Origin of the sequence: Methylobacterium sp. 37f (genome assembly GCF_023093475.1) — a bacterium.
In the GTDB taxonomy this organism is placed as follows: Bacteria; Pseudomonadota; Alphaproteobacteria; order Rhizobiales; family Beijerinckiaceae; genus Methylobacterium.
In genome coordinates, this window is sequence record NZ_JAGHKN010000065.1 from 1 (window position 1) to 12955 (window position 12955).

The 12955-nt window shown below is 60.6% G+C and carries 7 protein-coding genes and 1 pseudogene; 4 read left to right on the plus strand and 4 right to left on the minus strand.

Annotation, left to right across the window (positions count from 1 at the left end; all coding sequences use genetic code 11):
* Positions 1-405: 405 nt before the first annotated feature.
* Entirely contained in the window at positions 406-4038 is a 3633-nt protein-coding gene (locus J7U37_RS24010; protein WP_247637367.1) for a glycosyltransferase, read from the minus strand.
* On the minus strand, positions 4035-5096 hold the full coding sequence (locus J7U37_RS24015; RefSeq protein ID WP_082508056.1) for a glycosyltransferase: 1062 nt from the start codon (positions 5094-5096) through the stop codon (positions 4035-4037). The genes J7U37_RS24010 and J7U37_RS24015 overlap by 4 nt, the downstream gene beginning before the upstream one ends.
* 423 nt (positions 5097-5519) lie before the next feature.
* Between J7U37_RS24015 and J7U37_RS24020 the strand changes: the two genes are divergently transcribed.
* Complete coding sequence (locus J7U37_RS24020) at positions 5520-6950, plus strand: hypothetical protein (protein WP_156376081.1); 1431 nt, start codon at positions 5520-5522, stop codon at positions 6948-6950.
* A 4-nt stretch (positions 6951-6954) separates the two neighbouring features.
* Positions 6955-8679, plus strand: coding sequence for a glycosyltransferase (locus J7U37_RS24025; RefSeq protein ID WP_056188181.1), 1725 nt, complete (start codon positions 6955-6957; stop codon positions 8677-8679).
* A gap of 142 nt (positions 8680-8821) precedes the next feature.
* On the opposite strand, the gene J7U37_RS24030 is transcribed toward J7U37_RS24025, so the two are convergent.
* Positions 8822-9055 (minus strand): hypothetical protein, encoded by a 234-nt coding sequence (locus J7U37_RS24030; protein ID WP_056188184.1) that lies wholly within the window; start codon positions 9053-9055, stop codon positions 8822-8824.
* Positions 9056-9776: 721 nt separating this feature from the next.
* Between J7U37_RS24030 and J7U37_RS24035 the strand changes: the two genes are divergently transcribed.
* Together J7U37_RS24035 and J7U37_RS24040 are read left to right on the plus strand one after the other, a co-directional pair.
* Positions 9777-11675 carry a family 16 glycosylhydrolase gene (locus J7U37_RS24035; RefSeq protein WP_247637368.1) on the plus strand — a complete coding sequence of 633 codons (1899 nt, stop codon included), beginning with the start codon at positions 9777-9779 and terminating at the stop codon, positions 11673-11675.
* A gap of 438 nt (positions 11676-12113) precedes the next feature.
* Complete coding sequence (locus J7U37_RS24040; RefSeq protein ID WP_247637369.1) at positions 12114-12638, plus strand: hypothetical protein; 525 nt, start codon at positions 12114-12116, stop codon at positions 12636-12638.
* Between the two features lie 205 nt (positions 12639-12843).
* Here the strand turns inward: J7U37_RS24040 and J7U37_RS24045 are convergent.
* A pseudogene (locus tag J7U37_RS24045) lies at positions 12844-12955 on the minus strand (IS630 family transposase); the annotation flags it as partial.

Genomic DNA, 12955 nt, shown 5'->3' on the forward strand with positions numbered 1-12955 from the left:
CCTGGGCGCTGCGCTGTGCGCCGACGTAAAAGAGGTTCGGACGAGGCGTGTCGCATACCAAATCCGTTTGATCCCTTCAGGATGACGGACCTGGATTTAGGTCAAGCGCCGCGCGGACTGGCTGATACGGCGTACGCCTTCGGTGAAGGCCGCGGTCGCGATCGCGGCCTTCACCGAAGGCGTACGGCAGATGTGGCTCCGCTCCCGTTCAAGGTCGCGCCGCGCTCACGGATCAGCGCCTGCCCTCGGCTGAGTATCCGACTGTGCACTTGACGCTTAAACTAGTCAGGAAAAGCTGCTCCGAATTTAATCTTCTTGATCTGACAGCCACGCGGCCTTACCGATACAGGGCCACGTGTTAGTCGAATGTTGTAGAATACATCGGTTAGGTTGACAGATCGCGCTTTAAGCGACGTCAAGCGCCATGATCAGTGCTTCGCGGAAGCCCGTGAACTCTACCGTACGCCAGCGGTAGCATTGATAGAACCGAACGCACCCGCTGGTTACGGCCTGCACCGGGATCACGAGATCGAAACCTGCGGTGCGGGCTATCGCCGTGTCCAGATGCGCTTCGATGTCTGGCCGCTCAACGGGGGCACCGATGCAGATCCGGCCTTGTCCGTTTTCTTCCCAGCGAGCTACCACGCAGAGAGCGGGGCCGAGCCTGCGCAGGAAGGCCCAGCCCTGACACCGAACGCGACGCGGGTCCTCCTCAGTAGAGAGCGTCACTACGTTGAGGTTCGGCGCCCGCCGGATCGTTTTGATGAAGCGGCGCCGGAAGGAGGCGGGCAGCGTCTCGGTTTCCCGGCAGCGGCCGGGCTGCTCGCGGATCTGGAGTCTGTCTGGTAGCAAGATCGCCGAACCATTGTCGCGGCCGGTGCGCAGAACAATCTCATAAGGGCAGGATTGCAGTCCGCTTAGTGCAGCCACGAAACGGAGCGTGCCGTCTGGAGCGGCGTGCGCCTCTGCGTCGAGCCGTAGCTTCGTGCCGTCGAGACCCTGAAGCCAGACTTGGACCGCCTCCGCTGGTGCGTTGGGCAGGCAGGCTTCGAAGGCCCATAGCTCCGCGGACGAGCCGAGGAGCACGCCGTCGCAGATAGGTAGGCTCTGCCGAATGCGCTTCGGTGAAGCCCCACGCGGCGCCGTTTCCGGGTCCTGGCCGGACTTCTGCACGGCTCGGAAGTGGCCAGCCCGCGCGACGTCGAGATCGCTGGCGGCGAAAATCCGCAGTAAGCCGCGGATGATAACGCGGTGGGTTGCCGTCACGTGGATCAGGTCCACCGCATGGCTTCCGAAGCTCAGACCAGTCAGGTCTACCTGTCCAGCGAAGCCAGCATCTTGAGCCGCGAAGGCTTGCAGGTGTTCCAGTACGTCCTGTCGGCTCTCGGTTCGCAGGGGAGCGTAGGAGGTGCTTACTCCATCGCTGAAGCGTAGGTAGGTCCGGTAAGGCCCCTGGCTCTCCGAGAGATGCATCCAGCCGCGCAAGGAGAGGCTTCGAAAGACAACGGCGTGTCCGCTTCGGTCCAGGCGGCGGCGCTGGTCAGTCCAGAGACCATCAAGGGCCCATGCAAGGGCCGGATGGCTCAGGGGACGCTCCAGAGCGGGCTTGGCTGCGTCCTCGTCCGGAAGGGTGTCGATGCAGGTAACCGCCGGGAAGGTGTCTGGAAAGCCGCTGCTATCCGGGACGCGGCTTCGGTCCCAGAGGACGTCGCTGCTCACCCAGGACGGCGCGTTCACCTGAAGGGCGAGATCGTCAAAAGACAGATCGTAGGTGTTCGGTCGTCGGTTTGGGATGCGGTCGTGTGGACAGGGCCGCTGGGCAATCAGGCTGGCATACAATTGGTGCAGGGCATCGAGATGCGCTTCCACCGATGGGAACACCTTGCGCCGAATGGTAGCGCGCAGATCTGCGAGGTGCTCCCGGTCGAAATGAAGGGCCAAGAGCTTGGCCCGGACAGCACCGGGATCGTGCGGCCGCACCCGAAAGCCATCAATTCCGTCGCTGATCCGTTCGGCGGGGGCACCGAGGTCGGTGACAATTGGAACGAGGCCGGCCTGCCACGCCTCCGTAAGCGCAATCAGGTAGGTCTCGGGCCAGATCGAGAGGTGAAGGGAGACATCGCAGCCCTGTAGTTGCGCAACGATACCGCGCTGCTCGTAGGCGCCATAGACTGTCACGCGCTCTGCCGGCAGGCCGCGCAGGCGGCCCGCATGATGGGGGCTAACCTGACCGTAGATCCGGAAATGGATAGGATAGGACTCGCAGGTCCGGATCAACTCGATGACGTCATCCCCGCCCTTGTGGTGAGTAAAGTTTCCGATCACCGCGACGACGAGGGGTTTTGGCGCATCCGCGCCAGGTCGCTCCTCGGGCACGGCGTAGGACGGCGTCGGGGTCAACATCGCGATCTCGGCGATGCGGTCGGACGTAACTTGTGGGTAAAAGGCTTGAAGGTAGGCGCCCGTAGCGGGTGTGCTGGTCACGAAGGCATCCACCGCACCGACCACATGCCCCAGGAACGCGTCACGGCGTGCCTTTGCCCCAGCGGGGTAGTTGTGACTGGCGGCGAGGCAGGCATCGCACTGATCGCGCCCGCGATAGGCCACGTCGCAGAAGCGCCCGTTGTGATCGAGCAGGAGCCATCGCTCGCAGATCAGGTAATGGTCGTGAAGGTGATAGACTACCGGCACGCCGCAGGCACGGGCGATGAGGGGCAGGCTCAAGGGCCAGTGCAGCAGGTGGTGGATATGAAGAAGGTCCACCCGATGCTCGAACAGGATGCGGGTGAACTGCCCCTCTACGATTGGATCGGTAAGTCGAGGCAAGCCGACGGGCCCACAGGGTAGGCTCAGCGCGACGCCCGGGCCCTCAAGGCGCATCTCCCACTCTTCGCCCCGGAACACCGGGAACAAGAACAGCAGGTCGTAGCGGTCTGCGAGTCCTGTGAGCGACTCCTGATAGACCTCGACGCCACCGCCCTCGCGTTGGCCCATCCGATTATGAGTGAGAATGAGCACGGTCTTCCGCGGGAGCGTTGCCAGTGTCCCCCCATCGAGGGGGGACACACGCCGTCGATACGCGGCGCTCCGCTCCAGCATCGTTGCAACGCGATGGTCGTAGAGGTGCTCGGCCAGCGTTCGGGCGCGCGCGGCACGAGCTTGGGCTAGACGCTTCTTGGGCGCCGCCAACATGCAGGCGATGGCGTCCGCCGCCTCGGTATCGTCCATGCAGAGCAGAAATTCCACGCCGGCGGTGTAATAGTCCCTTACCTCTGGCTCAGGCGAAACCATGACCTGAAAGCCACCAGCCAGGGCGGTCTCGAACAGGCGCGGCGGCGGCGTCGATCCGGCAGCCTGCTCGGCCGCGCTGCCTGTGAAGACGCGTGGTAGGGTGAGCACGACGCGACTGCGGTTCGCCAAACGGGCGAAATCGACGTTACCGCAGCGCCAATCCGTGGCAATCGAACGATCGTGAAGGTTGGGCGGGCCAAGGTGGACGTTCCAGGGCAGAGCGATCTTGACCCGCAGATCGGCGGGTAGGAGCCCCAAGATCGTGTTCAGGCTAGCGACCCGGTTGGGCCAGGCGGTTCCGACGAAGAGCAGGTCGTAGAGATAATGACGGTCGTCCCCGCCAACGGCAAAATCCTGGAAGAGCGGGCTCGCGGCCAGGGGCAGATGAACGGCGCGGCCCTCGTAGGCGGCAACGCTGCTGCGATCGTTGGTGAAGACGATGTCGAAGCAGTCGGAGAAGCGAACGTTCGACGAGCGCTCGTAGGGGTCCTCGGTCGTCCACAGGATGCTGAGCTGGGCCAGACGCGCAAGCCGGCCAAGCAGGGGCGCGTGCATCTTGGCCCCACCAAAGGCCAGGAAGGTGTCGAGTCCTTCCGTCACGAAGGTCGCAAGCGCGACGCCATGATGCGCGACGACCACCCGCGCCACGTCGGGATGACGCCGTAGAGCGTCTGCTATGGCTAGGGCGATGTAATGGTTGTGGGTCCGCGGCTCCGTGTCGAGGAGCAGGATCGAAAGGCCAGTCATACGCGTACCGATCCATGCGGCTCCATATGGGACCCTGCGAACAAGTCTCCCAAGCCCACGGGTGTGGCGCAGGTACGAAGGCCGCAGAGATCGAGAATACGCTCGGCCCGGCATGCGTAGGTGTGGTCTTGCAGGGCCCGCCGCTGCGCACGCTCGGCGATTGCGAGGATCGTGGCTGGCTCATCCTGTACTCGCTCGATAGCCCGCGCGATGTCGCGGGGGCTATCGATGAGGAGGATCTCCTGCTCCGGTTCGAAGACGTCGCAGATCTCTAGACCAGTAGTGAAGAAGAGCTGCGTCGAGCCCGACAACGCCACCTCGAAGGTACGCGGCCCTGGGGTCGCCTGTGGCAGGGCAAAGCGTCGGTTCGCAATGTCGAGGTCGCGGCCAATGTTCAACGTCAGCCAGGCGGCGGCGGCGTGGTCCGCCATCTCGTCCGCGGTCAGGCGTCGATTGCTCGCGCAGCGCAAATCGGCCGGCCAGTCGCACCCAAGAATTTCCACTGGGTGTCGGGACAGAAGCTCGTCCGCCTGTCGGAGCAGCGCAATGCGGTTCGGATAGGCAACACCACAGAAAAAGACTGCGATATCGCGCGGCAGGTCTGGACGGATGGGACGGAGGTGACGCGTTGGGGATGCGGCCAGCGGAAGATGATGCACTGAGCCGTGCCTGTAGTGGTGGGCTGCCCAGCCATCGTTTGAGAAGATGATGTCGGCGAGGATCTCCGCTTTGAAGGCGTAGTCAAATTCGTAGGGATCTTCGGTGAGCCAGAACGCGAGTTGCCCCCCGACGGCATCGACGGCCCGGCGCAGAGCACCAAGACCAGCTGCATCAGGCACGAGACTGCCAACTGCGATCACCAGCGTTGGGCGCAGGCGTTGCACCCGCTCACACGCCAGTTCCAGCGGTGCGTGAGCGACGGCGGCCGGTCCAACCCGATCTATCAGCCCCTCAATCAGATAAGATCTGATCGCAGGATTGACGTTGATTGCATCAGAGGTCGTACTTGTTACGAAAATACGGACTGTATCAGAATTGATATGCGGTGCGAAATTCATTCATTTCGCCTATCGGCGGCTGGCGTTGCGGGTGTTTGACTTCCTTCTTAGAGGAGTAATAACTTCAACTCCCAGAGTTGTCCATGAAACCTCATGTCAGCTCTATGACCAGGAAAGATAGGCACCATAGGAATTGCCTTTCGGCAATGTGATCGGGATAAAGTGGCAATCCGTGGCGAGGAACGTGTGTCTAAACCGGCTCGTACCGGGCCTGCATCCGAGATGAGTTGCTTATACGACCTTACGGCAGCCAACATCCTGCTGCCTGTCGAGGATATGCTATCTGGGGACGTACTCTTGCTTGGATCGGTTGTGCAGAGTGTACGAGGTCGTGCATCGGAACTTGCGAACTCACTGACCTGCCACAGTCGAATGCCATCCGAGGCTGAGCCTCTTGACGCGTCCCCTGTCTACGACACGATCGTGGCCTTCGATCTCTTCACTATGTTGGACGTCCCAGGCCCGCAGGGTTTTATCCCAACGGACGATCCCGTTCTGCATTGGTTGCGCGCGATCCTGCAAAGCTTACGGTCAGGCGGTCGGCTGGTCCTGGCCTTGGAAAATGGGCCGGTGGACCAACGCCGTGCTTATGCTGCGCAGGACTTCTCATCGCATTCAAGCAGCCGGACGAGCGCCTGGACCCAACTGCGTCAGTTGCTGGAGGGAGCCGGCCTCGTGCACCAGCACTGGTGGTTTCCATTTCCAAATCATCGTGAGGCGCGCACCATCCTGTCCGAACATGGCCTGTCGCCGAATTCGGGGCTTGATGCTGGAGCTTTAGCCGGAGAAGCATCTGACGGGCGTAGGGCTTGGCGGCGCATCGCGGAGGCAGGTGACCTCGCGGATCGTGCACCAGCCGTGCTCGTTATAGCTTCAGCCGTTACGCTCCCAGCGGATCATCGTCTCGCCTTGCACATTGGCCATGAACGACGGCCGGAGTTTAATAAGGTCGCGACTATTTTGGCTCAGAAAGGAGGACCTCCGGTGGTCCTTCGTGTGCCGCGTCAACCCGGGCTGACGCGCAGCGCGGCCGGTATCACCAATCGATTTCCGGCTGAGGCCCTCGCGCCCGGCCAGCCCTGGCCCGAGACTTTAGAGGAAATTTTAGCTTGCAACGGCTGGACCGAGGCCGACGTAGCAACGTGGGCGGAACGATGGATCACCGCCCTCCGCGCCGAATTCCTGGATGCCAGTCCTGGCAACCTGGTGCCCGAGGTTGACACCCGCCTGCCTGGCCACGCTTTTGATGCCATTCCGCGCAACCTACTCGTCGATGGCGACCGGGCTACCTTCATCGACTTGGAATGGAACCTCGACACGCCCCTCGACTTCGGGCACCTGCTCGTACGCGGCCTCGTCGATACCTTCCTCACGACACCCATCACCGGATGGCCCGCACCAGAGATCGATCCGACCTACCTGACCTTGCTGCATGCAGCTACCGCCCCGCTTGGGGTCCATCTTTCCGATGCGGCCATCGCCGAGCGTCTCGACCGAGAAGCTCGTTTTCAGCAAGTCGTGAGCGGGCGTGAGACGAACCGCGACTTTGCTTGGCTCGCCTCAACGCACCCTGCGTCCCGCGCGCAGTTGCTGATGCACGCAAGGGGCCTCACCGATGAGGTTACAGCCCTGCAGACCGAACGGTCTGAACTTATCAATGCCTTTGAAGACGCGCGGGCGCGGACCGACCGCGTCATCGCCTATGCGGCGGAACGCGAGCGCGAGGTGGAGCGTCTGGAGGCCGCGCTGGTACGGGCCGAGGCCAGTCTCGTGATGCCGCCACCGGAGCCTCTAGGCCCGGCCATTCGCCTCGGCCGGGCATTCCGAGGCTTGTTTCCCTCGAAGCGGACGTAGCGCGATGCGGCTCCTGGTTGCCTGCGATCACCTGGCCCTGACCGGAGGGTTGATGCGGTTCGAGCGCGTCGGGCAGATCCTGGCACGTTGGGGCGGCGAACTCGCGTTCCTAGTGCTAGGCGAGGGCGGCGAGCACCAGCCGGCTGGCTTCGCGAGCGCTCTCCGGCAACTGTCGCGCGAGGCCGCGCTGGACGAGACCTGGGACGCTGTCATGGTGCCGGGCGGCGGCTTTCCCGACGCCATTGTGGCGCGCTTCGCAACCCTGCGCCACCCGCGCTTGGGTCTGCGCGTCCAGCATTTTTTGAACGGTCCCGGCCGTCGTGATGCCTATCAACGCGTGACGCAGGCCCTCGAACCCGACCTCATCCTCGTCAACAATGCGCATTGGTCAGAGGCGGATTTGGCCGCGTTCGGCAGACCGTTCCATCAAGTCGTGGGCGGAGTCGACACGACCTTGTTCGCACCTTCCATTGTCCGGCCTCCACGCATCGGGCGATACCGCCTCGGCGCTATTGCGAACAAAAATCCGGGCGCCCTAGTGGGTGCTCTGCGAGAACTCGGCGCCGATTGGGAATTGCACTGGTTCGGGCATCCTGATCCGCGGGAGGCGCCGCCTCCAGACGATCTCCTGGTATCAGGACGGATTGTTCGGCACGGACCCCTGTTCGGAGAAGCGCTCGCCGACTTCTACGCCGGCCTCGATGTATTCTGCAGCGCCGAGCTCCAGGCAGGCTGGTGCAATCCGGCCGCCGAAGCTATGGCCAGCGGAACGCCCCTGGTCACCACCCCGCACGGCACACTTGCCTTCGCTGAGCACGACGTTACTGCCCAGGTAATTGATATCGCGACGGGTCCCGCCATCGCGGCCGCCGTGACGGCCATGCGGGCTGCCCCCGACCGTGCTGCACGATGCGCGCGTGCCGGGCGCACCCGCATCCGTGGCCTCACCTGGGAAGCCTATACAGCCGATCTCCTGGCGGCGATCCGAGGCGGGATCGCGGACGAGACTGGTCCAGCTTGGGCGACGACGCGCATTGAGGAGCTCGTGGTCGAGCATGGCCCTGTACCTGGGGACTTCGATCCTCCCGGATATATCCGTCTACACGCGGATCTTGCAGCCCTATTCGGGCGCCCCTGGCAGGGCGTATTGCACTACCTCGAACATGGACGTCGCGAAGGACGGCTCTATCCCTCAACGCGTAGTCGGGCCCAGGAGAAGACCGAGCAGACCTCGCGCATTGCCCTCGTCCTCGATGGGCTCGACGGCTCCGGCAAGTCCAGCATCGCCCGGGAGGTCGCACGACGGATTGGAGCAACGGTCCTAAATCCTTTTGGCGGTCAGATCGGCGGCCTTATGGTTCTCCTGGCCGGGCGGGGCGAGCACGCCCTGGCCGATGCTGTCGCACATGCAGCTGTGGCGCTCGCCCTTCGACACGCTCCCGACGGCCCAGTGGTCTTCGATCGCCATTGGTTCACCGCATCCCAACTTCTCTCGCCGACCTATCGCGCCGGTTGGGCGCCCTACCCCCGCACGATCATGTGCTGGGCGGATCGGCCCACGACCGTGGCGCGAATGATCGCGCGGGGCGATGTCCACGCCCGCGAGCATATGAGTGTCGAGCGGGTTGAGACATACCGGCGCCTAGCGGAGGAACTCAGTCTTCCTCTACTCGACACCTCACACATTTCTGCGGCGGCAGCCGCCGACCTGATTATAGAGAAAATGTAAAATGATATCAGGCGTTCAGGTATTTAGCTAAGCCTTGAAAGGGAAAGCGAGGCCGGGAAGAACAGCTGCCTCGTCGAGTTTTACGCGGATGGTAAGACGGGCTGGATCACTAAGTCAGTTCCGACAACCAAGGGTTAAGGCACTACAGCCGTCGAGGCTGATCCGGCATCAGGCGCAGAGTACGGGCTGTTGTGGTGGAGAGGAAGCCATCCGCGAGGCTGGCCTCCTCGCTGTCGTCGCACAGCGCCTGAACTTGTCGGAGCGCATCGTCAGCGATCTGCGTAAGTACCACGTAGAAGATGCGTGCGGGTCGGTCGGATACGCTACCAACCTTGCTCACCTGTACAAGGTACGCGACGCGCTTGCACTTCGCCATGATTTCCAGTGCGATGGGGTGGGTTGAGGATCGTCCCCTATCGTACGAAGGAGTCCATGCCCATGCTGAGCAACAGCCAGAGTCTGTTTGCCACCCATCAAGGTTATAGGTCTTCGTCCGTCAAGATGCCGGAAAGCAGGTCCTCTCAGCGCCTGCTAGGGCTCAATAGCAACCTAAACGATATGTCGGTAATTCGATCGTTTTCCTTGCATGCCGGCCGTTGGCTTGTCCTAGCTTAGGTAATTTCGCAGCGGTCATACTTCCAGCAGGGCTGCCGAATACAATTATATCGATAGCTCTTTAACGGTGTTAATTCATATCAAATCGGGATAACAAATCTAAGACAAACAAAACATTGCGCAATATGTATTAAATTAATTTTAAATCGCCTGAGATCTTAAGGATAGTCATTGAATTGCTAATTTATAAGATATTTCAAATTGAGGACCTATTCCATCTAGAAGCAATGTTGAATGAATATTCTGGAAGAAAATGTTTTATGATCTGTTTTGTCGGAATAATTTTTCATTATTGATATATTATTCTATGACACGATTGTGAGCATAGTTTTTTTAAATTTGCGTTAGAAATTCAAAATGATCGTATATAGGCATAAATAGTCAGCTAAACTTGATTTGATACTTATGAAATATCTGAATGAGTATCATATTTGGTGCGGTATTCTATGTATGCTCCGTGTAATTTGGAGCTTAAATAAATAATGACTTATGCAAATTCATCACGTTCACAATATACGGCTGGTACTGCAAGCGCGGACCGGATCGACGTATCGTCACGCGGGACGCGCGCGCAGCTGATCGCCGGCCGGGATGGCGATGACATCATCATCGGTGCGTCAGGCAACGACACGATCAATGGTGGCGGTGGCGATGATACCATCACTGGCGGGCTCGGCGTCGATACCCTAACAGGCGGGGCCGGGGCGGACTTCTTTGTGTTCAGCAAGGCCGATTTGGCCGGCACGTCCACGTCGACGGGAACGGCCCTCAACCGCATCACTGACTTCCAAGGGGCCGGCGCTTCGGGCGGGGATACGCTAGTCTTTCAAGGCTTTGCCACAGATGCCAGCGTGATTGAGATCAGCCGACAGGGTACGCTGCACACCTACGAGATCCGTGAGAACGGCGCGACGGTCGGTCGCTTCAACGCTGTCCATAGTGGTAATTCGCTTACATCCGACGATCTTGTCTTCGAAGAAGTCACAGAAACGCCCGTCGTGGTTGCGCCGCCGGCTGAGACGGGCGAGACAGCTCGCACGAGTGCCACACCGACCCACACGATCAAGGCCAACAATGGCGTCCAGGCCCTCAGCGGCACGGCCGGGCACGACGACATCTGGGGCTGGAACAAGGGTGGTGCGGTTCTGAAGGGCGGTGCCGGCGACGACACCTATCACATCTGGCAATCGAGCGATCAGGTCGTCGAAGCGCCTGGCGGCGGCGTCGATACCGTCATCATCGCTTGGCGCGACTACACTCTGCCCGACAACGTCGAGAACCTGAGCTTCAGCAACGCCAAGAGCGGCACCGGCAACAGCCTCAACAACGTCCTCATTGGCGATGGTGGGGCTCAGACCCTCAACGGCAAGGCCGGCAATGACATCCTGACCGGCCGCGGCGGGGCGGATATCTTCGTCATTGCCAAGGGCGAGGGCAGCGACGTCATCACCGACTTCGCCTCCGGCGTCGACAAGGTCCGTCTCGAGGGGGTCAACCTGCACAGCTTCGCCGAGCTGAAGATGGCGGCCAGTCAGGTGGGTTCGAATACCGTCATCGCGCTCGGTGGCGGCGAAACGCTGACCTTGCAGAACGTGGCGCTCACGAACCTCAAGGTCGGCGACTTCGCCCTGCCAGCGGACCCATCGCATCCGGGCATGAGCTTGAGCTTCTCCGACGAGTTCAACGCCCTCAGCGCTTCGGCTAATGGCAACGGCACGGTGTGGAAGAGCGCGCTGGGCATCGGCAGTGAGTACCGCACCCTGGGGTCCAACAACGAGGCGCAGTATTACTCCGACAAATCCGTCGGCACGAACCCGTTCTCGGTCTCGAACGGCGTCCTCAGCATCACGGCGGCCCCGGATCACGACGGCAACCCGTTGGACTTGGCCTACACCTCGGGTGTGCTCACCACGGCCAAGTCGTTCGCCCAGACCTACGGCTACTTCGAAATCCGTGCCGAGCTACCGGCAGGCCAGGGCATGTGGCCGGCCTTCTGGATGCTGAACGCCGACGGCACTGGTACGACCGAACTCGACGTCATGGAGTTCCTAGGCCACGACAAGGACACCGCCTACGCGTCGGTGCACTCCACGGTCGCCGGCCAGAGGCTGACCAGTACGCCGGTGCAGACGGCAGATTTGACGGAAGGTTTCCACACCTTCGGGGTCGATTGGCAGAAAGACACGCTGGAATGGTACATCGACGGCGCGAAAGTCGCCGAGCTGGCCACCCCCGCAGATATGCACAAGCCGATGTACATGCTGGTCAACCTGGCAGTGGGTGACACCGGCAGCTGGCCGGGCAAGTACGACGCTTCTATGCCGACCACGCAGCTGAACGTCGACTACGTCCGAGTTTGGGCCAACGACGACCTTCTGTAGACCCAAATCGTTCGGTTGAACCTTCAACACGCATCAGCCCGGCAGTTTCATTGACTGCCGGGTTTTCTATGCTTCGTCATCTTATTCGTCCTCGAAACTATGCCTGGTATTTGTCGGTAAAACGACGGTATTCCCGACATCGTTCGTTCGTGAAGCGTTTGCAAGGCATGGCATTCACCCTCTTTCAGGGTTCGGGATACCCAAGAAACTCGCGCTCAGCGCGGACCAGTGTGCTAGGTCAGGGTCAAGTACGTAATCCAAATGGGCAAATTCAGCAGAAAATACGTATCGGTATACTTATAAGTTGACGCGCCTCTCTGGAATTCTTAACGAAAGGTTATGCGCGGCCAAAAGCAAGTCCGCCATTAAGCATTAACAGTTTCGCTGGTTTCAGCATACAGCACCACGTCTTGGCTTGGTGCCCTGGGAGATTATACAATGGCAACGGTCGATGGTCAGGCGGTCGCTCCTGATGCTCATGGAAAAATCCAGGGTAACGGCGGTGATGTAGATAAGATGGCTGGCGACTCGGGCAACAATCAGCTTCAGGGTCATGCCGACTTCAATCAGTACTACGGTGGTGCTGGAAACGATACCTTCGTCCTTGCTGCTAAATACGGTCAGACCACCGACGCTGCAACGCGTGATTTCTCCAAGCTCGCGACCTACATCACCGATTTCCACGGTGCTGATGGCGATGTTGCGAACTCCGGCAACTTTGGTGAGCACGACTTCATCAATCTCAGCGGATTCGGAGAGGGCTCGCAGGTCAAGATGGTTGGCGAAGCTGCCACCCAAGCTAATTCCGGCGCTGCGAAGGTGTACTATTACTCCATCTTCGACACGCACACCGGGGACCACTACAACTTTGCCGTCAACTCGTTAAATGGCAAGGCTCTTGGCGAGCACGATTTCAACTTCTATGCCTCATCGTCCGCCGATCACGGCTTGTTCGTGGCCTAAACTAAGCTTTAGCAGCCCTTGAATTTGAAGGCTGCGAATGACTTCAGAGGCGGCGCTTGCGCCGCCTTTTTGCTTGGTAGGTCTGTATTCTGACATCGCAGCGGTTTGGGTCGTCCACACCATCAGGCCCCTACGAAAAAAGGCGACGCTACCCTTGAGGATAGCGTCACCTCGATCCGATCGCCTCCGCTAGAGCGGTTTCCACCTACTCCGGATCGTAACCGGCGGCAGCGAAGTAGTTTGCGCACTCGGTTGGGGTGAAGGCGTCGAGCAGATTGCCGACGACAGTCCAGAGCCGATCGACCGTGCGCTCGGCC